The organism is Thermoflavifilum thermophilum, from assembly GCF_900116565.1.
Taxonomy (GTDB): Bacteria; Bacteroidota; Bacteroidia; order Chitinophagales; family Chitinophagaceae; genus Thermoflavifilum; species Thermoflavifilum thermophilum.
The window spans coordinates 2,150,751-2,172,759 of sequence record NZ_FPCJ01000001.1 but is presented as its reverse complement, the minus strand read 5'-3'; the positions used below and the strand labels follow the sequence as shown (position 1 = coordinate 2,172,759).

The following is a 22,009-nucleotide window of genomic DNA, read 5'->3' as shown; positions in this document are numbered from 1 at the left end:
ACAATGGCATTCATTCTGGATACGATTATCGCCCACAAACATCGGGAGCTGGCCATTAAGCAACAGGCATTTCCGCTTGCTGTGCTGCAACAAATTCCAGCATTCAAACGAACCTGCTTTTCGCTGAAACAGGCACTTTTGCGGCCTTTCAGCAGCGGCATAATCGCTGAACACAAACGCAAATCGCCTTCAAAAGGATATTTTGCTTCTACCCGCACGCTGGAACAAATCGTTACCGGCTACGCACAGCATGGGGCAGCAGCGTTGAGCATCCTTACCGATATGACTTTCTTCGGCGGATCGGGAGAAGACCTGATGATGGCGCGTGCACAGGTTTCCATTCCTCTGCTGCGGAAGGATTTTATCATAGATCCCTATCAGGTTTACGAAGCCAAAGCGCTGGGTGCCGATGTGATATTGCTGATTGCCGAATGCCTGGATAAAAAAACCATTCAATCACTTTCGGCACTTGCCCATGAGCTGGGGCTGGAAGTGCTGATGGAAGTGCATAGCCGGGAACAACTCGATAAGTGGTGTGCAGATGTGGATCTGATAGGCATCAACAATCGCGATCTGAGAACATTTGAAGTGGATCTGAATCGTTCGTTTGAGCTGGTGCAATGCGCGCCCCCGGGTACGCCAGTGATTGCTGAAAGCGGCATTCACGATCCACAGATCATTGCTTCTCTGCGCCAGGCCGGATGCAAGGGATTTCTCATTGGCGAACGTTTCATGCATCAGCCGGACCCTGTACAGGCTTTCCAGTCATTTATTCTGCAACTTCAACAAACGGCAACCCATGCATAGCGGTAAGCTCCATATCAAGGTGTGTGGTCTGGCGAGGCTGGATGAGCTCCACCGGCTGGAGGCCATGGGTGTGGATTTTGCCGGGATGATTTTTTATCCGAAATCACCCCGCTGTATTCTCCCGCATCAGCAGGCGGCCCATACACGGTCGTATCAGGGAAACATCCAAAAGGTGGGTGTTTTTGTAAACGCTTCTTACGATGAAATCCTGCAGGTAGTAAATGCTTACGGCCTGCAAATGGTTCAGCTACATGGTGAGGAATCCCCTGCTTTTTGCCACGAATTGCGCAAACAGGGCCTGAAAATCATCAAGGTGTTCCCTGTTTCCGGCGAAGGATTTCCCGACACCCGGCCGTACGAGGCAAGTTGTGATTACTTTTTGTTTGACACAGCATCCCAACAAAAAGGAGGCACCGGCAAACGTTTTGACTGGCAGCTGTTACATGCCTATCAGGGTTCGGTTCCGTTTTTTCTGAGCGGAGGTATTGGACCCGAACATGCGCATGAGATTCTTTCACTGCAGCATCCGCAGCTCTACGCCGTGGATATCAACAGCCGGTTTGAAACGGCTCCCGGCATAAAAGATTTTGAACGCATCAAACAATTCATATGTCAATTGAATATCGTGTCGGAGGTATAGCTCCTTCTGTCCTGCGGCTGGCAAGACCCGGTCAGTACCAGGTTAATGAAAAAGGCTACTATGGCGAGTTTGGCGGGGCTTTCATTCCGGAAATGCTTTATCGCAATGTAGCCGAACTCCGGGAAAAATACCTGGATATCATGAATTCGGCCGATTTTCAGGAAGAATTCGGCCGCCTGCTCCGTGATTATGTAGGCCGGCCTTCCCCGCTTTATTTTGCCCGTCGCCTGTCCGAAAAATACCAAACCCGCATCTATCTGAAACGGGAAGATTTGAATCATACCGGAGCCCATAAAATCAACAATACTATTGGTCAAATTCTGCTGGCCAAGCGCCTGGGCAAAAAGCGCATCATTGCCGAAACCGGAGCCGGACAACACGGCGTGGCCACCGCCACCGTGTGCGCGCTGATGGGAATGGAATGCGTGGTGTATATGGGTGAAGTGGATATGCAGCGGCAGGCTCCCAATGTAGCCCGCATGCGCATGCTGGGCGCCAAAGTGGTGCCGGCTATGAGCGGCAGCCGTACCCTCAAAGATGCTACCAACGAGGCTATCCGCGACTGGGTCAATCACCCGGAAGATACGCACTATATCATCGGATCGGTGGTGGGACCACATCCCTATCCCGATATGGTGGCTCGCTTCCAGTCCGTAATAAGCGCAGAAATCAAGCAGCAACTGCAGGCAGAAACCGGCTCTGAATTGCCAACCCATGTGGTGGCCTGTGTGGGCGGTGGCAGCAATGCCGCCGGGAGTTTTTACCACTTTCTGGATCACGTATCCGTGCAGCTTATAGGCGTGGAAGCCGCCGGCAAGGGACTGACAAGCGGATATACAGCAGCTACCATCGCCCTGGGCCGACCAGGCGTGATTCATGGAAGCAAAACCCTGCTCATGCAAACCGAAGACGGACAGATCATAGAACCTCATTCCATTTCGGCCGGGCTCGACTATCCCGGCGTCGGCCCCATCCATGCTTACCTGCATGCTACAGGCCGGGCCATTTACCTCAGCGCTACCGACCAGGAAGCACTCGATGCTGCATTTGAACTTACCCGGCTTGAAGGCATCATCCCGGCCCTGGAAAGCGCCCACGCCCTGGCCAAACTGAAAGACCTGCAACTGAAACCCGAACATGTGGTAGTGGTTTGCCTCAGCGGCAGGGGCGACAAGGATATGGAAACCTACCTGCGTTTTCTGCCGGCTGATGACAACCCCACAACCACTGAACCTTATTCCTGAACAGGTATTGAATGAAATGAGCCATGAACCGTATTGACAGCTTATTTGCCCAAAAAAAGGAAAAGATTCTCACCATTTATTTTACTGCCGGATTCCCCAGGCTGCAGGATACCCGACGCATCCTGCTTGCTTTGCAACAGGCCGGCGCCGATATGGTAGAAATCGGCATTCCGTTTTCCGACCCCCTGGCCGATGGCCCGGTGATTCAGCAAAGCAGCAAACAGGCATTGGATAACGGCATGTCGCTGCGCCTGCTGTTTGAACAGTTGCACGATATCCGAAGAGAAGTTCACCTGCCTTTGATTCTGTTTGGTTATCTGAACGTCGTCCTCCAATTCGGGCTGGAACGTTTTTTTGAAAAATGTACCGAAACCGGTATTGATGGATTGATTCTGCCCGATCTGCCGCTGGACGAATTCAGGCAGGATCTGGAGCCTTTGTGCAAATCCACCGGCATTCATTTCAGCTTTTTGATTACTCCGGAAACTTCCGATGCGCGTATCCGCCAGCTCGACGAAGCCAGCAGCGGCTTTCTGTATGTGGTCTCGTCTTCATCCACTACCGGAAAGAAAAAAGATTTATCCAGCCTACAACCTTACTTCCAGCGCATCGAAGCCATGCAGCTGAAAAATCCTTTCCTGGTGGGTTTTGGTATCCACGACCATGAAAGCTTTCTGCAGGCCTGCAGGCATAGCCGCGGGGCCGTCATCGGAAGTGCCTATATTCGCGTGCTGCAACAGGCTGCAGATATTGAACAGGCCACAAAGGATTTTGTACAACAAATTTTATCTGATAACCCCGTGCATGCTGCATCTTAAGTTGTTTGTACATGGAAATTGCTGTCATTCGTTATCACGCCGGAAATATTCAATCGGTGCTGTTTGCACTGGAAAGAATGGGTTATCGTGCGCATGTCACGGACAACGCCCGTATCATCCGTTCGGCTGACCGGGTCATTTTCCCGGGCGTGGGTGAAGCCAGTTCGGCTATGTCCTATCTCAAAGCACGAAAACTGGATGAAGTTATCCGTTCGCTTACCCAGCCTGTGCTGGGCATCTGCCTGGGCATGCAACTGATGGCGCGTTACTCAGAAGAAAACAACACTCCCTGTCTGGATATTTTTCCGGAAGAAGTGAAAAAATTTTCATCCGAAGGCGGATTGAAAGTGCCTCAAATCGGGTGGAACCAGATTACCCAACTGCATTCTCCCCTGTTTGAGGGTGTGAAAGACGGAGCTTATGTGTACTTTGTGCACAGTTATTACGTGCCCTGCTGTGCCTATACCATTGCTGCAGCTTCCTACGGCATAACTTACAGCGCTGCCATACAGCGCGATCATTTTTATGCTGTGCAGTTTCATCCTGAAAAATCCGCCGAAGTGGGAGAACGGATTTTGAGAAATTTCATTCATTTGAGCTAAGCGAAACCTGAGTATGCCGATAGAACTCATTCCAGCTATTGATATCATCAACGGGCAATGTGTGAGGCTCACGCGGGGCGACTACCAGCAGCAAAAAGTTTACAGCCCTGATCCGCTGGAAGTAGCGCGTTTGTTTGAAGCCTCCGGTCTGCGCCGGCTTCATCTGGTGGATCTGGATGGGGCCCGGGAGCGAAAAGTAAAAAACTGGGAAGTGCTGGAACGCATTGCCCGGCATACTTCATTGGTCATTGACTTCGGAGGTGGTATTACCACTGCCGAAGAAGTAAAGCGTGCTTTGCAAAGCGGAGCAAGCCTGGTAGTGGTGGGAAGCATGGCCGCCAGAGAGCCGGACTTATTCAGGCAATGGCTGGATATGTTTGGTGCCGACAAATTTTTGCTGGGAGCCGACGTGAAGAATAATCATATTGCCATTCATGGCTGGCAACAAACCATTTCAAAACCTGTGGTCGAATTCTTGCAACAACAGCTACAGATGGGTGTTAAACAGGTGTTTTGTACCGATGTGGAGCGCGATGGCATGCTGCAGGGACCAGCATTTGAATTATATTCCCAAATTCTGAAAGCTTTGCCCGATATCCACCTCATTGCCAGCGGAGGGGTGCAATCCATGGAAGATATAAAACGACTGGAACAAATTGGCCTGAAAGGCGTGATCGTGGGCAAAGCTATTTACGAAGGAAAAATATCGCTGGAGGAATGGAAGAAGCAAAAACAACCCGAACAAGGCATAAGCTGACAGATAGAAGCAAGCATTTTAGATTTGATTGAGGAGAAAAGCAAACCATCATGCTAACCAAACGCATCATTCCCTGTCTGGACATCAAAGACGGACGGACCGTAAAGGGAATTTATTTTGAAAATATCCGCGATGCTGGCGATCCGGTTGAGCTGGGAGCCCGCTATGCTGCAGAAGGGGCTGATGAGCTGGTGTTTCTCGACATCACCGCCACCCATGAACAAAGAAAAACCTTTGCAGAACTGGTCAGGCAAATTGCCCATCATATTTCGATTCCATTTACCGTAGGAGGCGGCATCAGCACGGCCGAAGACGTGCATACCCTGCTAAACGCCGGTGCCGATAAGATTTCTGTCAATACAGCTGCTTATCGCAACCCGGCATTGATCGATGAACTGGCTCGCCTGTTTGGCTCTCAGTGTGTAGTGGTGGCTATTGACACCAAATTTGAAGAAAACGACTGGTGGGTGTATCTGAACGGAGGACGCATCCGCACCCAAACGCGCGCTGTTCACTGGGCCCATGAAGTGGTTGACCGCGGCGCAGGTGAAATTCTGCTTACTTCCATGAGCCATGATGGTGCCAAACAAGGTTTTGCCCTGGATCTTACCCGTGAATTGGCCACTACCCTGCCCGTGCCGATTATTGCCTCAGGCGGAGCCGGTACCATGCAGCATTTTCTCGATGTATTCCAGCAAGCCCATGCCGATGCAGCCCTTGCAGCCAGCATCTTTCATTTCGGTGAAATCAGCATCCCCGAACTGAAAGCTTTTTTAAAACAAAACGGTATTCCCGTCAGAGATTGAGTTTTTGCTTACCTTTATGGTATGAATGAAACGGTAACCCAACAGCAGCGTGTCATGCAGGAATTCACAGAAACGGATTTGCAGATAAATTTCGATAAGTTTCCCGATGGACTGGTACCCGCCATCATTCAGGATATCCATACCCGCCGCGTGCTGATGCTGGGCTACATGAACCGGGAAGCACTCGACAGAACTATTAAAGATAAACGCGTCACTTTCTATAGCCGCTCCAAACAACGCCTGTGGATGAAGGGCGAAGAAAGCGGCCATCTGTTGATGGTAGAAGAAATACGCACCGATTGTGATCAGGATGCCATCCTGGTGAAGGTTCGCCCGCTCGGAGCCGTTTGCCACACCGGTGCCGACACTTGCTTCAATGAGCCCAATGTTTCAGATAATTTTCTGGAACATCTGGAAAATGTAATTCGGGATCGCAAACACCGCCGGCCGGAAAATTCCTATACAGCGCGATTATTTGCCCAGGGCATCAACCGAATTGCCCAGAAACTGGGTGAAGAAGCCGTGGAAGTGGTAATCGAGGCCAAAGATGATAATGAAGAACTTTTCCTGAATGAGGCCGCCGACCTATTATATCACTATCTGGTGTTGCTGGCTGCCAAAGGATATGTGCTGAATGATGTGATTGAAGTATTGAAAAAACGCCACCATTGAGCATCTTCCAATTCCCTGCAGATGAATCTTATTACCCTCCCGAACATAAATTTGTACACATGAACTGCCATATCAAAACAAAATTCTCCATGAAATCCTGGATCATAGCACTTATCAGCATCTGGTTGGTAGGATGGCTCAGTGCCTGCCAGCATCATACTTCTGAGGGCTTTGTGATTGAAGGACAAATTGAGGGTGCGCCCGATGGATGGGTGTTTTTTCTCCACCAACAAGGTGATTCTGTAATCAATGATTCAGCCAAAATCCAGAACGGACACTTCCGGTTTACTGGCAAAGTGGATGCACCCACATTGTTTAGCCTTTCGCTACCCAATAGCATGCAGGAGCTGGATTTCTTCGTAGAAAATGCCGATATCCGCATCAGCGGACATGCCGATTCGCTGGCTCAGGCACGGGTTAGCGGCTCAGCTGCACAACAGGATTATGAAGCTTATCAGCAACAGATGCAGCCATTTAACAAGCAATACACGGCCCTGTATCAGGTGTATGAAGATGCCGTGCGGAGCGGTACGCTTCCGGAAAAACAGGACAGCATCAATGCAACTGCCAATGAAATTGACAGCCTGCAAACCCAGGCCATGGTGAGTTTCATTGCCGAACATCCCAAATCGGTGGTGAGCGCCTGGGTGGTCACGCGCAGCAATCTGATCTATGAACCGGATGTACAGGTGTTGGAAAAAATCTATCAATCCCTCGACACCACCGTACGTGCGACTCCTTATGGCAAACAAATTTATCAAACCCTCGAAATAGCCAGACGTACGGCTATAGGCCAGACGGCGCCCGACTTCACCATGCCAGATACCAGTGGACAACCACTGAGCCTTTCTTCCTTGCGGGGCAAATACGTGCTGATTGATTTCTGGGCCAGCTGGTGTGGCCCCTGCCGCATGGAAAATCCGCACGTGGTGCAGGCCTATCAGAAATACAAGCAGAAAAATTTCACCATTCTGGGTGTGTCACTCGACAAAGACCGGAACAGCTGGCTGCAGGCGATTCATGAAGATCACCTCTACTGGCATCAGGTTTCCGATCTTCAATACTGGAACAATGCAGCAGCGCGGCTTTATGGTGTACAGGCCATCCCAGCCAATTTTCTGCTTGATCCACAGGGCAAAATCATTGCCCGGAACCTGCGCGGGGATGCACTCGATAAAAAGTTAGCCAGTATCTTTCAAAACTGATGAACGTCCATGATAAAGAAATTACTGCTCCTCACAAGCCTGTGGATGGGCTGGATACAGATCAGCCATGCACAATCCTATTGCTACATCAATGGCCAGCTCACGCCTGCTGATAATCAAACGGCTCAAACTGTTTATCTGTTTAGCGATACTTCCAATACACCCGTGGATTCAGCCCGTGTGGAAGCCGGAAAATTTTATTTCAAGGTACGGGTTGATTCCACTGCCTTGTATGGGTTATTCATCTCCGGGCAGCGAAGCCCACTTATTACGCTGCTTTCGCCCGGCGCTCAGCTGATTGTAACCGGCGATGCAGCCAGGTTTCAGGAGGCACGGGTAAAAGGAAGTCCTGAAGCTGATGCAATGCAAGCTTATATGGATGCCTTCCGCCCGCTGGGAGCGCGGGCTTCCACATTGAATGAGGAAATCCAGCGTGTGCAGGCTACTGATGATACCAGTGGAATAGCCCGGCTGCGCGAAGAAGTAAATCAGTTTAATTCGGATGTCGTAAAAACCGGATTGGATTTTATCCATAGCCATCCCGGAAATATCGCCAGTGTATTGATTTTGATGAATGAGCTTCGGGAGCGCATGCCCGCTATGGAATTGCAAAAAGCTTTTCAAACCCTCAGCCCGTCTGTACAGCAATCACGCTATGGCCGGGCTGCTGCCGATTATCTGCAGGGAGCTCTGCTCACTGCCGAAGGCGCCATAGCACCCGATTTCACCCTGCCCGACACCAACGGCATGCCTGTAAAGCTTTCCTCGTTTCGCGGTAAATACGTACTGGTTGATTTCTGGGCCAGCTGGTGTGGCCCCTGCCGCATGGAAAGCCCTTACGTGGTACAGGCTTATGAACAATTCAAAGACAAGAATTTCACGATTCTCGGCGTATCGCTCGACTACGACCGTGACCGCTGGATAAAAGCCATCCATGATGATCACCTTACCTGGACACAGGTAAGTGATCTGAAATACTGGCAAAATGAAGTGGCCGTAAAATATCATGTGCAAAGCATACCAGCCAACTTCCTGCTGGATCCGCAGGGACGTATCATTGCCAAAAATTTGCGGGGAGAAGAATTAGCCGAAACACTTGCCCGTATCTTAAAGTGATACGGCCGAACTGTGTCCGCCTACAGGAGCCGTAACCAGCTTTTTGACGGTTGTTACCACCCGATCAATTTCTTCGCGGGTATTGTATCTGGAAAACGAAAAACGCACAGGCACCTCTTTTGCACCGGGACGCAAGGCCTGAATCACATGCGATACATGCTCGACACCTGAACTGCAGGCACTTCCGCCCGACACACAAATACCTTCCATGTCCAGATTAAACAACAGCAATTCTGTATGCTCATTGTAGGGGAAAGATACATTCAGCACGGTGTATAAACTTCTCCCATTCCAGTCGCCATTAAACTGGATGTCCGGAATCTGCGCCTGGAGCTGCCGGGCAAGTTCGTGCTTTAAGGAAAGAATATACTGCCTGTCTTCATCCATCCGATTTACGGCCATTTCCAATGCTTTGGCCAGACCGACGATGCCATACACATTTTCCGTACCTGCACGCATATTCCGCTCCTGGCTACCTCCCATCAGCAACGGATGAATCCGGATATTTTCATTGATATATAAAAATCCTACTCCTTTCGGCCCATGAAATTTGTGTGCGGATGCCTGGATAAAATGCACATACAACTGGCGTACATCTATGGGCAGATGCCCAACGGTTTGCACGGTGTCACAATGAAATATGGCATCATATTGTTTGCACAGCTCCCCCACTTTTTCGATATCCAGCAGATTGCCAATTTCATTGTTGGCATGCATCAACGATACCAAACATCTCTCCTTGCTATTGCGCAGCAAGGTTTCCAAGCTATCCAAATCCACATGTCCATCTGGCTGAATGCGTACATACGAAAGATGCACGCCCATATGCTCATGATAAAATGCAGTGGTATGCAGGGTTGCGTGATGCTCAATGGGAGACGTGATGATATGCTGGCAGCCCAGGTCGCGGATAGCAGCCGTGATGGCAGTATTGGTGCTTTCTGTTCCACCCGACGTAAAAAATATTTCTCCCGGATGCGCACCTATCAGCCGGGCTACAGTACGGCGCGCGTTTTCAACAGCCAGCCGGGTTTCCCGGCCATAGGAATAAATGGAAGATGGATTGCCGAATTTTTCCTTCAGATAAGGCATCATTGCCTCCAGCACTTCCGGATCGAGCGGAGTGGTTGCTGCATTGTCAAGATAAATGCGATTCATAAGCAGGACTCTATCAGCAAAGGTACATATTCATCCCGGCCGGAGGAAAGGTTTGTAACAGGAGTTACCCTTTGTTAGCTCAGGTGCATCTTAACTTTGGCGCCTGACATAAAAACCGCTTATGAAAATACATCAATTTGAAGATGTCAATTTATCGCACTACAGTTATGCCCTGGTAAGCGAAGGGGAAATGATTGTAATTGATCCGGCTCGTGATCCAAAGCCTTATTTTGCTTTTGCTGAGGAAAACCAAGCCCGTATAGTAGGGGTGATTGAAACCCATCCACATGCTGATTTTGTGAGCAGTCACCTGGAAATTCACCAGACCACTGGCGCACCCATTTATGTGAGTCGCCTGTTGGGAGCAGCTTATTCCCATCAACCTGTAGACGACGGCAATCAGATAAAGGTTGGACAAACGACTCTGAAAATTTTGTTTACGCCTGGACATTCTCCGGACAGCATCAGCATAGTCGCGTACGACAAGGATCGTCCGGTAGCCGTATTTACGGGTGATACCTTGTTTATAGGCGACTGTGGAAGGCCCGATCTGCGAGAGCATGCAGGAAATATCCAGGTGGACCGGCAAAAGCAAGCCCGTCAAATGTATCATTCATTGCGGGAAAAACTCTTGTCCTTACCCGATCCTGTAAAAGTCTATCCCGCACACGGAGCAGGAACCCTCTGTGGGAAAGGCCTTAAGGATGCATCCCATAGCACTATAGGAGCCGAAAAACTGAGCAACTGGAGCCTGCAACCCATGGAAGAAGATGAATTTGTCAATCGCCTGCTCGACAGCCAACCCTTCATCCCGGCTTATTTCCCCTTCGATGTGGAGATCAACCGGAAAGGCGCTCCTCCACTGCAGCAGAGCCTTGCCCGCATACCCATCCACAACACACAGCCTGCATTGCAGAACAACATACCGATTATTGATGTGCGGCCAGAATCTGAGTTCAAAGCCGGATTTCTGCCCAACGCCATCAATCTAATGGAAGACACGCGTTTTGAAACCTGGCTGGGAACACTTATTGAACCGCAACAGCCATTCTACCTGGCAGCATCAAATATGCCACAGCTTCATCGTGTTTTGTATCGCATTGCCAAAATTGGTTATGAACCACAGGTTGTTTCAGCCTTTGTGATGAAACAAGGCTTGTTGCAAATGCCCGATCTGGATATTCGTGCTTTTAGGCAACATCCGGAACAATACACCATCGTGGATGTACGTGATAACAACGAAGTACAGGAACGTCGCATCTTTTCACATGCCTTACACATTCCTTTGCAGGAATTAAAGCAACGTTTGCACGAAATACCAGCAAACAAACCTGTAGTGGTGCATTGTGCAGGAGGCTTCCGCAGCGCGGCCGCAGCAAGTTTGTTGTACCCTGCATTTAAAGATAAAACACCGGTTTACGATTTAAGTGTAGCAATTAAAGATTTCTGAAATGAAGAAATCATCTGTTTTTCTATTCACAATTGGAGCAATCATCGGCGCGATTGCCGGCTATGCCTATTATCATTTCATAGGTTGTACCAGTGGATATTGTGTGATTACTTCACATCCGGTTAACAGCACCTTGTATGGTGCCATGATGGGCGGCATAGCTTCTCAATTATTTCAACGCGAAGACAAATAAAAAATAAACCATGGAAACATTCACCATTATTGACGTCCGCACACCACAGGAATTTGCAGGCGGACATGTGGAAGGAAGTATCAATATTCCATTGCACGAAATTCCGCAACGCATTGATGAAATCCGTTCGCTGCAAACACCCATCATCGTGTGTTGTGCAAGCGGAAACCGCAGTGCAAGAGCCAAGCTGATCCTTGAAAATTTCGGTATCCCCTGTGAAAACGGCGGAAGCTGGATGGATTTGTTATAACATTTAAACATTTTAAACTATGGGATTCCTCAGCAGATTATTTGGCAAACAGGAAAAAAAAGATTTAAAAACGCTGGTTCAGCAAGGAGCTGTGATACTGGATGTACGCACGCCTCAGGAATTCAAATCCGGACATATTCCTGGGGCCATCAATATTCCGGTACAACAACTGCAACAGCAATTACATCGACTCAAAAAAGATAAGATCATCATCACCTGTTGTGCATCAGGCGCACGCAGTGCCATGGCCCGAAGCATCCTTAAGCAGGCGGGATTTGCGGAAGTATATAATGGCGGCAGCTGGATGCGTTTACACAATCAAATTCGCTGATATGATGAAGCAGATGCTGTTTACCAACTGGCATGCCATGCGTTGGATACGCCTCGTATCCGGTTTGTTGCTGGTTGTGGGATCCTGGCAAATGCACGACATCTGGCTGGGAGCTGCTGCCGGATTATTGCTTTTCCAGGCCATCACCAACACCGGATGCTGCGGATCTGGCGCATGCCAGATCCCTGGCTCTTCGCCACACAAAAAACCAGAAACGAAATCAGAACCTTTGCATGAAGTCGTGGAATAACCAGATAAATCTGAAATTACACAGATCCTTTAGTTGCAGATGAAGGTTGCTGGTTGATGCATTCGCGGATATCTTCCATGATGCGGCGGGCAATATTGTTGGCCGTAGTTTCAAACTTGCTTTCTGCATAAATGCGAATGATAGGCTCCGTATTGGATGCACGCAGATGCACCCAGTCATTGTTTTCAAATTCAATTCGCAAACCGTCTTCTGTATTGGTGGGATATTGTTTGTATTTTTCTTTTATCCCTTGCAGAATAACCTGCAGATCCATGCCATCCTGTAGCGCAATTTTATTTTTTGAAATAAAATAATTGGGATATTGTTTCCTCAATGCAGATGCACTTTTACCAGATAAGGCCAGATGAGATAAAAACAAGGCGATGCCTGCCAGCGCATCTCTTCCGTAATGCAATTCAGGTACAATCACGCCACCGTTGCCTTCTCCGCCAATAACTGCTTGCACCTGTTTCATTTTCTGTACGACATTGATTTCACCTACAGGAGCTGGAAAATATTGCCCGCCGCGTTTTTCGGTGATTTCTCTTAAAGCCTGGGTAGAAAGATAATTGGAAACCGTATTGCCCTTGCGATGCATGAGCATATAATCTGCAACAGCCACAAGAGTATATTCCTCACCAAACATGCTGCCATCTTCACACACAAAGCACAGGCGATCTACGTCAGGATCTACTGCAATGCCTAAATGTGCATTGCGTTTTTTAACTTCAGCTTTCAGCCCGGTTAAATGTTCAGGCAAGGGTTCGGGATTATGGGCAAAACGACCATTAATCTCATCATTGAGCATGATGATTTCCTGCACGCCCAGCGCCCGCAATAAAGCAGGTACATACAAGGCACCGGAAGAGTTGATGGCATCTACCACAACCCGGTATTGTTTGTCCTGAATAGCTTTAGCTTGTACCAACGGATGCTGCAAAATCAGTTCAACATGCTTTTGCAGATAGTTTTCGTTTGTGGTATATCTTCCCAGATGATACAAATCAACATAAGTCAAATTACCTGGTTCGCCAGCAAACGCAATCACTTCGCGGGCTTCCGCAGCATCAAGAAATTCACCGTAGTGGTTGAGCAGTTTCAGCGCATTCCATTCTTCCGGATTATGGCTGGCCGTGATGATGATGCCACCGGCAGCTCTTTCCTGTATTACGGCAATTTCAACCGTGGGTGTGGTGGTTAAACCCAGATCCACCACATCCATTCCCATGGCCTGCAAAGTAGCGGCCACCAGCTCACTCACCATTTTACCGGATCCACGGCCATCCCGACCAATCACTACTTTGCGGTTATCTCCACGGCCCATCAACCATCGTGCATAAGCTGAAGTAAAGCGCACAATATCTGCCGGAGTAAGGCTATTGCCGGGTTTTCCGCCTATCGTACCACGAATACCTGAAATCGAAGTTATCAGCGACACAAGTGAGAGGGTTTTGTGTGGCAAAGATAGGCCAAACTGGTTTTTGAAAAAGAATAACCGGGAGGCTTTCGGGATAATCAAAAATAAATATCAATTTTATGCGCCGGTCAATATTGCTTTTTATGTTGAAAAATCATGGCCTATCCCCTTTGCTGCTTGCATGGCAACACTGGATTGTGCTCGATAGAAAATTGTTTCACCTGATAAATGGAACCTGGCATACGCCGTTTTGGGATGCGGTAATGCCATTTGTCAGAAATCCCTACACCTGGGCGCCTTTGTATTTTTTTCTGCTGCTGGTGGTCGTTATGCATTTTCGCTGGCGAGGCCTGTGGTGGATCGCATTTTTTCTTCTCACCTTTGCCATTGCCGATCAGCTGAGTGTGGAAGTTTTTAAGATGTTTGTCCAGCGCCTGCGGCCCTGTCATGATCCGGTAGTGGCTCCTACGGTTCATTTATTGATTTCATGCGGCGGACAATACGGGTTTCCGTCAGCGCATGCCACTAATCACTTTGCCCTGGCTATGTTTATGTTTTTGAGTTTTCGGCGATTTACTGGCAAATGGATTTTTGTGGTATTTGCGTGGGCTTTCCTGATTTCATATGCGCAGATTTATGTGGGCGTCCATTTTCCGGGCGATGTGCTGGCAGGTATGTTATTGGGGTTACTTATCGGAGGGGTTACAGGCAGTATCTTTGTACGATTTATCCCGTTGCAGTCATCATGACTTTTTTCATTAGCCTATCTGTTGTTTTCCTGCTTACGCTGATTGGAGGGAGCATTCCCTTGTTGTCAGCTCATTTTCAGCAAAATGGAATGGCTCCTTTGCTGGCGTTTTCGGGATCTTTTCTTTTGGGCATTACGCTGGTTGATCTTATTCCTTCGGTATTTCAAAGTCTTGGCTCCACGGCTGGTCTGGGTATTTTACTGGGCTTCATGCTGCAGTTGTTTTTGCAGCTTCTATCCCATGGCATGGAACATAGCCACACCCCTACCCGCGAAATGAGCCACCAGGGCATGCTGGGTACTTTGCTGTTAGGGCTTAGCCTGCATGCCTTTCTCGAAGGTCTTCCTCTTGGATATCCCTATTCCAGGCCTGGCGTATTCACTGCTTTGGTGGCAGGGATTTCATTTCATAAAATTCCAGAAACTATCACCCTGATGAGTATCCTCATCTTGAGGCCCATCAGCAAATGGATCAGGTGGGTGTTACTGGTAGCTTTTGCGCTGGTTACACCTGTCTCGGCCCTGCTGAGCGAAACCACCGAACATACCTGGACAGCCTTTCATTCTGTCATGCCCTGGATCATTGCCGGGGTAGCCGGGTCTTTTCTGCATATTTCCGCTACGATCCTGTTTGAAAGCGGCACACAAAGCCATAGTTTTTCCTTGTGGAAATGGATGGCCCTGCTTCTGGGGTTCGGACTTGCATTCATTAGTTTTTGGGTAGCCTGATATGATTAGCGCAAATACCCGAAATTGAGGATATTTGTACACAGTATGGATACCGATGCCTGTCGATTATACTTCCAGCTTCTTTCCAATCCTCGGATAACCAGGAATTCATCCTGCGCAAGACATGTTTTCCGGTGCTTTAACGTGCCGAAACAGAGACGAAATGTTCGGGTCAGCCCCAGCAAAGGATTTTCCTATTTCTGCCATTGAATGAGCTGCTATGAAAGAATTACTGATCATTTTCATATTGATTTTTCTGAATGGCTTGCTGGCTATGGCAGAGATAGCACTGGTATCTGTGAAAAAAATCCGGTTAAAGCAAAAAGCGGAGAAAGGCGATGCAGCTGCTCGCACAGCCCTGGAACTGGCTACCCAACCCGATCGTTTTTTTTCTACCATCCAGATTGGCATCACGCTCATTGGTATCCTGACGGGATTGTTTACAGGCCAGGCTATCAAAGAAGGCCTGGCCCAGTGGTTTGCCCGCTGGCCCATGATAGCGTCCTACAGTAATTCCATCGCAACCATCGTGGTGGTACTCGTCATTACCTATTTTTCCCTGGTTCTGGGCGAACTGGTACCCAAACAATTGGGGTTGGCCAGACCCGAAAGCATCGCCAAACTCATGGCCCGCCCCATGAAATGGCTTTCCACCATTACCTTTCCTTTCATCTGGCTGTTAAGTGTTTCTTCAAACGCCATTGTGCGATTGTTTCATATCAAGGTTTCGGAAGATGCTGATGTCACAGAGGAAGAAATCATCGCCATGATTAACCAGGGCACCTTATCCGGCGCCGTGGAAGAAGAAGAACAGGATATCATCGAGCGGGTCTTTTGGCTGGGCGACCGCAACATCACTTCTCTCATGACCCACCGATCGGAAATGGCCTGGCTGGATATCCATGATCCACCGGAAGTATATCGGCAAAAAATCAGGGAATCGCCCCATTCCATCTACCCGGTATGCGACGGCCAGATCGATAACATGATGGGCGTGGTGCATATCAAAGACTTGTACCTGGCCGAAAACGGACAATCGCTCACAGACATCATGCGCAAACCTTTGTTTGTGCCCGACAGCAATACGGCTTATCAGGTAATCCAGAAATTCAAGCAATTCAAGACCCACGCTGCTTTTATTGTAGATGAATATGGCAGCATGCTGGGTATGATTACGGTAAATGATATCCTCGAAGGGCTGGTGGGCGATATGCCCGATCAGGATGAAACCGAGTCGGAAATCGTCAAACGCGATGACGGCAGCTACCTGGTGGATGCTCAGATTGCCTTCTACGATTTCCTGGAATACTTTGACCGGGTAGAACTGATGGAAGAAATTGAAGAGGGGTTTGATACATTGGCCGGCTTTCTGCTCAACCAATTGGGACATATCCCGCACACAGGCGAAAAAGTGGCGTGGAAAGATTTTTGTTTTGAAGTGGTGGACATGGATGGCCACCGCATTGACAAGGTGCTGGTGAGCCTGACACCCCCAGCTCCGGATGCAGAAACTACGGATGAGTGATGGCTTCCGGAAACACCGCTATTCGCAATCGCGCTGCACCCATAGGAATGAGTTCCACCGTATCTACCGGAGTTTGCAGCTGAAGCGGGCTCTGCGGTAGAGGTCCGCACAGGCCAGTGGAATCAACCTGCCAGCCGGGCACCGTTTGACCCAAAGCGAAAATGCGGATGGGTGCATGTTCAGGGGTGAAGGGATTGCCCTTCTCCAGATAAGGATAGGATTTTATCTTAACCCAGGCCAGACTGCCCGAGGGATTGCTGACCAGGGCTATATTCCATGGGCTGGCCGGCTCTATATTGTAAGCTCTCCAGCGCAATGTATCGGCATTCGGCTGCCAGCGGGCATCGGGCACGACATGCAGCGCAGGGCTTTCCGTACGGATACGCTCGCGGATACCCAACGAAAATGTCAGGGGGCCATAGTTCACACTGATACTGTTGCGCTGGGCCCGCCAACGATGCACCTGAAGCTCCATGGGCAGCTCAAGTGTCAGCATATCGCCCTCCCGCCAGGTGCGGTAAATCCGGATATACTTACCCGTAGCAGCCTGCACAGGCAGGGCCTGGCCATTCAGCTTCACCACAGGCCGGCCGCACCAGGCAGGGATGCGCAGATACAAGGGGAACTGCTGAGGGTGCGACAAATGCAGCAAAAACCGGATTTGCGAATCAAAAGGATAATGCGTAAGCTCTTCCAGAACCACTGTATCTCCCTTTCCCACCCGGGCTTTTACCCGGCTGGCATTGTAAAGCAGGGCAGCCAGACCATTATCGGGCGTAGCCATCCACAGGCTGGCCGCATAATAGGGCCAGCCCATGCCATGATTATGCTGGCAACACCGATGGCTGAAGGGATTCATCTGAAAAAAGGGGCCTTCGTTTTCCACGCCCGGTGCATGATTGTGCCAATCGCTGCTGATCATGTCGGGCGCTGTGAGGTAACGTAGGGCCCGCATATCGGGCATCAGCGCGGCGGGATAACTATTGAAAGCCACATCCTCGGCATGATCGGCCCAGAAGGGATCTCCAGTTAGCGCCAGCAAAATCTCATCGGAAAACATCTGTTCCACCATGCCGCAGGTTTCAATCGCCTGCTGAGGACCCGTGTGCCCAGGTCGTGCATCTTCATCGGCACCGAACATGCCGCCCGGCACCTGTCCGTAAAGCTGGCGGATTAACTGAAAATCGGCATACGTAAAATGCAGGTCGGTACTATCGTGGCTGAATTGAAAATAAGTGGCCGGTTCGCGAAAACATTGGGCAATATTCACATTGTGCCAGTTGGGCAACGTGCCTGGCTGCTCCCAATTGGCTGTATGCCGGTGAATTTTTTCTGCCAGTCGCAACAAGCTGGTATCGCCGGTGTAGTTGTAGAGCCACAACACACTGTACAGGTTATCGCCTCCCCGGCTTTTTTCCCAATAATGCGTCAGAAACAGGCTGTCGGGCAGCTGCAGCTCCCAGTGAAAATACCGTTGCATGCACGACAATACCCGTGGATCCCGGGAAAAGGAATAATACGATTGCAAACATTCCAGCATCACCATATTAGGCCACAGGTCAGGCTTCCCGTCGCTGGCATAGCGATTGGCTTCCGGACCCAAATAACCATCTGCACGCTGGCTGCGCATCACAGCGTGTAACCAGAATGTGGCCTCTCTAATCATGGCGCTGTCGTGCAATACATAAGCCAATGCACTATATCCCCTGAGCCAGTAGGGCACTTCTTCCCAGCCATGTTCACCGCGCCCATCCGGATTTAGCCAGGCATTATCTTTTTTCACCAACCAGGCACTGATTTCTTCGAGATGTCCATTCAACCCATCGCGCTGCAATTCCAGCATCGTACGCAGCCATCCCCGTGGCTCAATACTGCCTATTGGCAAGGGAATGAACGCCTGCGATGCAAGCGGTGGACGATTGGAAACATAATAGTTGTTCCGCTCATTAAGCGGCGGGCGATCAACCACCTGTATGTCTGAATCACTCAATGGAGCTGTGCGATGAGATGCAGAAAGGAAAGCAAGAAAAAATAAGGATGCCACCCCAAACACGCCGATCACCCATCTGATTAGTGCCTTTTGCATAAATATGGCTTTTTGTGCAAATGCTGAGCAAATCGCATTTTAAGCTAATGCTTTCCCCGCAATTCTGCAAACCGCCGGCAGATGGATAAGCAGCTCTCCGATTGAAATTTTGCAACTGCCCGCATTTTCCGGATGTTTGATTCAAGCCGATTTTCTTTTCACCGCCTGCCAGAGTATGGTAGCCGGATGTTGGGCATGCCTGCCGGTCCCGTCTTTGATCTGATGCCGGCAGCTGGTGCCGGGTGCGGCAATAACCGTTTGCTGGGGCACTGCACGCACAGAAGGGAACAACACCAATTCGCCAATTTTCATCGACAAATCGTAATGTTCTTTTTCATAACCAAAGGAACCAGCCATGCCGCAACATCCGCTGGGGATCACCGTGACGCGATAATTTTTGGGGATGGACAGCACCTGTTTCAGGGGTTGCGTGCCCACGAGTGCTTTTTGCTGGCAATGGCCGTGCAGCAAAATGCTTTGTGATTCATCGGTAAAATCATCGGCAGTGATGCGTCCGGCCTGATGTTCGCGCCACAAAAATTCTTCCAGCAGCAGGGCATGTCCGGCCAGCCGGCGGGCTTTTTGCTGCATTTCGCCCCGGGTCAGATCAGGATATTCATCCCGGAAAGTGAGAATAGCAGAGGGTTCAACCCCAATCAAAGGATGCTGTTCATCCACCATGGGATCAAGCAGGGCAATATTTTTTTCAGCGATTTCACGTGCTTTTTTCAGAAATCCTTTTGAAAGCAAAGCCCGTCCGCTCTGCACGTGTTCGGGTATACGCACTTCATAGCCCAGTGCTTCCAGCAACAATATGGTGTGCATGCCGGCTTCCACGTCGTGGTAGTTGGTGAATTCATCGTTGAACAGGTATACCATCCCTTTGCGCCTATCGGACGGGATTACGGGCGGTGTTCGCTTTGTCCACCATTGCTTCAATGTAAACGGATGCAAGGTAGGCAGGCTGCGCTGTGGAGCAAAGCCGGTTAGCCGTTTGAAGAGCCTGGAAGTAAACGACTGTTTAATCAGAAAATTATACAGCCCGGGTACGCGCGCCGCCAATGCCGTGAGCGTGGCAAAATGCGCAATGAGCCTGCTTCGCAGCGGAATGCCATTGGCATCGTAGTATTGTTGTAAAAATTCCATCTTCAGCTTGGCCACATCCACATTCGACGGACATTCCGATTTGCAGCCCTTGCAGAGCAGGCACAAATCCATCACCTCGTATATCTCCTGATGATTGAAGCGATTGGGTTTTGTGGAATGGGTGAGGAACTCGCGCAGGATATTGGCTCGCGCGCGGGTAGTATCTTTTTCATGACGCGTGGCCATGTAGCTGGGACACATGGTGCCACCACTGAGATGGGTTTTCCGACATTCGCCCGTGCCATTACACTGTTCGGCATGCTGCAAGATGCTAACGGCACCAAAGTCAAAATAGGTGCGGATTTCCGGATCTTGCTGATCAGGCGCATAACGCAGCATGGTGTCCATGGGCGGTGTGTCAATGATTTTACCGGGATTAAACACGTTTTGCGGATCCCAGGTGTACTTTAGCTGCCGCATCAAAGCGTAATTTTTTTCACCCACCATCCGGCGAATGAATTCGCCCCGCAACCGCCCATCGCCATGCTCACCGCTCAGTGAGCCCTGGTATTTTTTCACCAGCGCCGCAATTTCTTCGGCAATGGTGCGGAACATACGCTGGCCTTCCTTTGATTTGAGATTGAGGATAGGCCGCAGATGCAGTTCTCCCGACCCCGCATGGGCATAATGCACCGAATATAGCTGATATTTCTGTAGAATCTGGTTAAACTCCCGGATGTATGCCGGTAAGTCTTCTACCGAAACTGCCGTGTCTTCAATCACAGGCACGGGCTTATCATCACCCTGGATATTGCCTAATAAGCCCAGCCCGGCCTTGCGCAACGCCCAAACCTTAGCCGTATCGCTACCAGTAATCAGCGGATAAGCATATCCTAAACCAGCCTGCCTGAGTTCTTCAATCAACGGCTGGGCAGCAGCCTTCACCTCTTCCACCGTATCACGGCGAAACTCAATAATCAGAATGGCCTGAGGCTGGCCCTCCACAAAAAAGCTATACTTGCGGTATTCCAGGTTTTGCTCAGTGCAAGACAGAATGTAGTGATCAATGAGCTCGCTGGCGCTGGGCTTGTGTTTCATGGCAATCACATTGGCCCGGAGCGATTCATCAATGCTGTGAAAATGCGCACAGATCAAGCCGATTTCTTTAGGTGGCAGAGGCACCACGTTGAGTTTCATTTCTGTGAGGAGTGCCAAAGTACCTTCGGAACCGGCAATGAGTTTGCAGAAATTAAAAGCCTCGCCATCGGGTTTAAAGGGCACCATCTCCAGAAGCCGATCCAGCGCATATCCGGTATTGCGACGGGTAACTTCTTTTTTGGGGAATTCACGGATGATTTCCTGCTGCACAGCCTGATCGCTCAGCGCATCGCGGATCTGGCTGTAGATGGCCGCTTCCAGCGGATGAGAAGAACGACATTTGGCATAAAAGCTTTCTTTATCCAGCGGCCCAAACTGCATTTCGGTGCCATCGCTCAAAATAGCCTTCACTTCCAGCAAATGATCACGCGTGGTACCATAGACCACTGAATTGCTGCCGCAGGAATTATTGCCCACCATGCCCCCAATCATGGCACGATTGGCAGTGGAGGTTTCCGGAGCAAACATCAGCCCATAAGGCTTCAGGTACATATTCAGTTCATCGCGGATGACGCCCGGTTGCACGCGCACCCAACGCTCCCGGGGATTCACTTCCAGAATCTGGGTAAAATAGCGCGACATATCCACCACAATGCCATGCCCCACCACCTGCCCGGCCAGCGAAGTGCCTGCCGTACGCGGTATCAGCGAGGTGTTTTCGGCACGCGCAAACAATACCAGCTTTTTCAGATCTTCTATCGTCTTTGGATAAGCTACAGCCAACGGCAATTCCCGATAGGCCGATGCATCGGTAGCATACAGGCTGCGCATGGTGAGATCAAAATACAATTCCCCATCCAGCCGCTGGGCAAGTCCCTGCAATTTTTCCGGATTCATATCTGTAGTAGCATTAACATCAACCGGGTAAAATTACAAGGAAATTTGAGTTGATATATGTTCCCCGGCCATCAGTTGTTTTTGTGGATCAAATACGAACCGTATGATATGCGCCACTCTTATC

Annotated in this window: 22 protein-coding genes; 18 read left to right on the top strand and 4 right to left on the bottom strand. The window is 49.7% G+C overall.

From position 1 onward, the window contains the following. The first annotated feature begins 3 nt into the window (after nt 1-3). The 10 genes from trpC to BM367_RS09260 all read left to right on the top strand — a co-directional run bounded on the left by trpC (nt 4) and on the right by BM367_RS09260 (nt 8,667). On the top strand, nt 4-807 hold the full coding sequence (gene trpC, locus BM367_RS09305; protein WP_092460998.1) for an indole-3-glycerol phosphate synthase TrpC: 804 nt from the start codon (nt 4-6) through the stop codon (nt 805-807). Continuing rightward, nucleotides 800-1,447: a phosphoribosylanthranilate isomerase gene (locus BM367_RS09300; RefSeq protein ID WP_092460059.1), complete on the top strand. Its 648-nt coding sequence runs from the start codon at nt 800-802 to the stop codon at nt 1,445-1,447. Before trpC ends, BM367_RS09300 begins: the two co-directional genes overlap by 8 nt. Continuing rightward, nucleotides 1,417-2,691 (top strand): tryptophan synthase subunit beta, encoded by a 1,275-nt coding sequence (trpB, locus tag BM367_RS09295; protein WP_092460058.1) that lies wholly within the window; start codon nt 1,417-1,419, stop codon nt 2,689-2,691. Before BM367_RS09300 ends, trpB begins: the two co-directional genes overlap by 31 nt. A gap of 23 nt (nt 2,692-2,714) precedes the next feature. Beyond that, a complete protein-coding gene (gene trpA, locus BM367_RS09290) occupies nt 2,715-3,509 on the top strand; it encodes a tryptophan synthase subunit alpha (protein ID WP_092460057.1) in 795 nt (264 codons plus the stop codon). Nucleotides 3,510-3,520: 11 nt separating this feature from the next. After that, nucleotides 3,521-4,111 (top strand): imidazole glycerol phosphate synthase subunit HisH, encoded by a 591-nt coding sequence (gene hisH, locus BM367_RS09285; protein WP_092460056.1) that lies wholly within the window; start codon nt 3,521-3,523, stop codon nt 4,109-4,111. A gap of 13 nt (nt 4,112-4,124) precedes the next feature. Further along, on the top strand, nt 4,125-4,868 hold the full coding sequence (gene hisA / locus BM367_RS09280) for a 1-(5-phosphoribosyl)-5-[(5-phosphoribosylamino)methylideneamino]imidazole-4-carboxamide isomerase (RefSeq protein ID WP_092460055.1): 744 nt from the start codon (nt 4,125-4,127) through the stop codon (nt 4,866-4,868). A gap of 50 nt (nt 4,869-4,918) precedes the next feature. Then, on the top strand, nt 4,919-5,674 hold the full coding sequence (hisF, locus tag BM367_RS09275) for an imidazole glycerol phosphate synthase subunit HisF (protein ID WP_092460054.1): 756 nt from the start codon (nt 4,919-4,921) through the stop codon (nt 5,672-5,674). Nucleotides 5,675-5,695: 21 nt separating this feature from the next. Beyond that, nucleotides 5,696-6,346 (top strand): bifunctional phosphoribosyl-AMP cyclohydrolase/phosphoribosyl-ATP diphosphatase HisIE, encoded by a 651-nt coding sequence (gene hisIE, locus BM367_RS09270; protein ID WP_394333020.1) that lies wholly within the window; start codon nt 5,696-5,698, stop codon nt 6,344-6,346. 89 nt (nt 6,347-6,435) lie between these two features. Continuing rightward, a complete protein-coding gene (locus tag BM367_RS09265) occupies nt 6,436-7,551 on the top strand; it encodes a TlpA disulfide reductase family protein (protein ID WP_177224177.1) in 1,116 nt (371 codons plus the stop codon). A 9-nt stretch (nt 7,552-7,560) separates the two neighbouring features. After that, nucleotides 7,561-8,667 (top strand): TlpA disulfide reductase family protein, encoded by a 1,107-nt coding sequence (locus BM367_RS09260; protein WP_092460052.1) that lies wholly within the window; start codon nt 7,561-7,563, stop codon nt 8,665-8,667. On the opposite strand, the gene BM367_RS09255 is transcribed toward BM367_RS09260, so the two are convergent. Next, nucleotides 8,659-9,825 (bottom strand): cysteine desulfurase family protein, encoded by a 1,167-nt coding sequence (locus tag BM367_RS09255; RefSeq protein WP_092460051.1) that lies wholly within the window; start codon nt 9,823-9,825, stop codon nt 8,659-8,661. The two genes, BM367_RS09260 and BM367_RS09255, sit on opposite strands and share 9 nt — an antisense overlap. A 121-nt stretch (nt 9,826-9,946) precedes the next feature. Here BM367_RS09255 and BM367_RS09250 point away from each other — a divergent pair, with 121 nt between their 5' ends. Genes BM367_RS09250 through BM367_RS09230 form a run of 5 tightly spaced genes read left to right on the top strand, consistent with a single transcriptional unit; the run spans nt 9,947 to nt 12,299 of the window. Beyond that, nucleotides 9,947-11,275 (top strand): MBL fold metallo-hydrolase, encoded by a 1,329-nt coding sequence (locus BM367_RS09250; RefSeq protein ID WP_092460050.1) that lies wholly within the window; start codon nt 9,947-9,949, stop codon nt 11,273-11,275. A gap of 1 nt (nt 11,276) precedes the next feature. Next, nucleotides 11,277-11,468: a DUF6132 family protein gene (locus BM367_RS09245; protein WP_092460049.1), complete on the top strand. Its 192-nt coding sequence runs from the start codon at nt 11,277-11,279 to the stop codon at nt 11,466-11,468. Between the two features lie 10 nt (nt 11,469-11,478). Continuing rightward, on the top strand, nt 11,479-11,718 hold the full coding sequence (locus tag BM367_RS09240; protein WP_092460048.1) for a rhodanese-like domain-containing protein: 240 nt from the start codon (nt 11,479-11,481) through the stop codon (nt 11,716-11,718). Between the two features lie 19 nt (nt 11,719-11,737). Continuing rightward, nucleotides 11,738-12,049 (top strand): rhodanese-like domain-containing protein, encoded by a 312-nt coding sequence (locus BM367_RS09235; protein WP_092460047.1) that lies wholly within the window; start codon nt 11,738-11,740, stop codon nt 12,047-12,049. Nucleotide 12,050: 1 nt separating this feature from the next. Then, nucleotides 12,051-12,299: a hypothetical protein gene (locus BM367_RS09230; protein ID WP_177224176.1), complete on the top strand. Its 249-nt coding sequence runs from the start codon at nt 12,051-12,053 to the stop codon at nt 12,297-12,299. Nucleotides 12,300-12,315: 16 nt separating this feature from the next. On the opposite strand, the gene glmM is transcribed toward BM367_RS09230, so the two are convergent. Then, nucleotides 12,316-13,737: a phosphoglucosamine mutase gene (gene glmM / locus BM367_RS09225; RefSeq protein WP_092460045.1), complete on the bottom strand. Its 1,422-nt coding sequence runs from the start codon at nt 13,735-13,737 to the stop codon at nt 12,316-12,318. 122 nt (nt 13,738-13,859) lie between these two features. On the opposite strand from glmM, the gene BM367_RS09220 reads away from it, so the two are divergent. The 3 genes from BM367_RS09220 to BM367_RS09210 all read left to right on the top strand — a co-directional run bounded on the left by BM367_RS09220 (nt 13,860) and on the right by BM367_RS09210 (nt 16,718). Then, complete coding sequence (locus tag BM367_RS09220; RefSeq protein ID WP_177224175.1) at nt 13,860-14,465, top strand: phosphatase PAP2 family protein; 606 nt, start codon at nt 13,860-13,862, stop codon at nt 14,463-14,465. After that, entirely contained in the window at nt 14,462-15,193 is a 732-nt protein-coding gene (locus BM367_RS09215; RefSeq protein ID WP_092460043.1) for a ZIP family metal transporter, read from the top strand. The genes BM367_RS09220 and BM367_RS09215 overlap by 4 nt, the downstream gene beginning before the upstream one ends. 220 nt (nt 15,194-15,413) lie before the next feature. Then, nucleotides 15,414-16,718 carry a hemolysin family protein gene (locus tag BM367_RS09210; RefSeq protein WP_092460042.1) on the top strand — a complete coding sequence of 435 codons (1,305 nt, stop codon included), beginning with the start codon at nt 15,414-15,416 and terminating at the stop codon, nt 16,716-16,718. On the opposite strand, the gene BM367_RS09205 is transcribed toward BM367_RS09210, so the two are convergent. After that, the gene (locus tag BM367_RS09205) at nt 16,705-18,804 is read right to left on the bottom strand and encodes a beta-L-arabinofuranosidase domain-containing protein (RefSeq protein ID WP_092460041.1); all 2,100 of its coding nucleotides are present in this window, start codon (nt 18,802-18,804) and stop codon (nt 16,705-16,707) included. The two genes, BM367_RS09210 and BM367_RS09205, sit on opposite strands and share 14 nt — an antisense overlap. 141 nt (nt 18,805-18,945) lie before the next feature. Further along, nucleotides 18,946-21,885, bottom strand: coding sequence for an FAD-binding and (Fe-S)-binding domain-containing protein (locus BM367_RS09200; protein WP_092460039.1), 2,940 nt, complete (start codon nt 21,883-21,885; stop codon nt 18,946-18,948). Nucleotides 21,886-22,009: the final 124 nt, after the last annotated feature.

Excerpts from the sequence above, each read along its gene's own strand:
- trpC (WP_092460998.1), top strand. The coding sequence starts at position 4 with ATGGCATTCATTCTGGATACGATTATCGCCCACAAACATCGGGAGCTG.
- BM367_RS09300 (WP_092460059.1), top strand. The coding sequence starts at position 800 with ATGCATAGCGGTAAGCTCCATATCAAGGTGTGTGGTCTGGCGAGGCTG.
- trpB (WP_092460058.1), top strand. The coding sequence starts at position 1,417 with ATGTCAATTGAATATCGTGTCGGAGGTATAGCTCCTTCTGTCCTGCGG.
- trpA (WP_092460057.1), top strand. The coding sequence starts at position 2,715 with ATGAACCGTATTGACAGCTTATTTGCCCAAAAAAAGGAAAAGATTCTC.
- hisH (WP_092460056.1), top strand. The coding sequence starts at position 3,521 with ATGGAAATTGCTGTCATTCGTTATCACGCCGGAAATATTCAATCGGTG.
- hisA (WP_092460055.1), top strand. The coding sequence starts at position 4,125 with ATGCCGATAGAACTCATTCCAGCTATTGATATCATCAACGGGCAATGT.
- hisF (WP_092460054.1), top strand. The coding sequence starts at position 4,919 with ATGCTAACCAAACGCATCATTCCCTGTCTGGACATCAAAGACGGACGG.
- hisIE (WP_394333020.1), top strand. The coding sequence starts at position 5,696 with ATGAATGAAACGGTAACCCAACAGCAGCGTGTCATGCAGGAATTCACA.
- BM367_RS09265 (WP_177224177.1), top strand. The coding sequence starts at position 6,436 with ATGAAATCCTGGATCATAGCACTTATCAGCATCTGGTTGGTAGGATGG.
- BM367_RS09260 (WP_092460052.1), top strand. The coding sequence starts at position 7,561 with ATGATAAAGAAATTACTGCTCCTCACAAGCCTGTGGATGGGCTGGATA.
- BM367_RS09255 (WP_092460051.1), bottom strand. The coding sequence starts at position 9,825 with ATGAATCGCATTTATCTTGACAATGCAGCAACCACTCCGCTCGATCCG.
- BM367_RS09250 (WP_092460050.1), top strand. The coding sequence starts at position 9,947 with ATGAAAATACATCAATTTGAAGATGTCAATTTATCGCACTACAGTTAT.
- BM367_RS09245 (WP_092460049.1), top strand. The coding sequence starts at position 11,277 with ATGAAGAAATCATCTGTTTTTCTATTCACAATTGGAGCAATCATCGGC.
- BM367_RS09240 (WP_092460048.1), top strand. The coding sequence starts at position 11,479 with ATGGAAACATTCACCATTATTGACGTCCGCACACCACAGGAATTTGCA.
- BM367_RS09235 (WP_092460047.1), top strand. The coding sequence starts at position 11,738 with ATGGGATTCCTCAGCAGATTATTTGGCAAACAGGAAAAAAAAGATTTA.
- BM367_RS09230 (WP_177224176.1), top strand. The coding sequence starts at position 12,051 with ATGATGAAGCAGATGCTGTTTACCAACTGGCATGCCATGCGTTGGATA.
- BM367_RS09220 (WP_177224175.1), top strand. The coding sequence starts at position 13,860 with ATGTTGAAAAATCATGGCCTATCCCCTTTGCTGCTTGCATGGCAACAC.
- BM367_RS09215 (WP_092460043.1), top strand. The coding sequence starts at position 14,462 with ATGACTTTTTTCATTAGCCTATCTGTTGTTTTCCTGCTTACGCTGATT.
- BM367_RS09210 (WP_092460042.1), top strand. The coding sequence starts at position 15,414 with ATGAAAGAATTACTGATCATTTTCATATTGATTTTTCTGAATGGCTTG.
- BM367_RS09205 (WP_092460041.1), bottom strand. The coding sequence starts at position 18,804 with ATGCAAAAGGCACTAATCAGATGGGTGATCGGCGTGTTTGGGGTGGCA.
- BM367_RS09200 (WP_092460039.1), bottom strand. The coding sequence starts at position 21,885 with ATGAATCCGGAAAAATTGCAGGGACTTGCCCAGCGGCTGGATGGGGAA.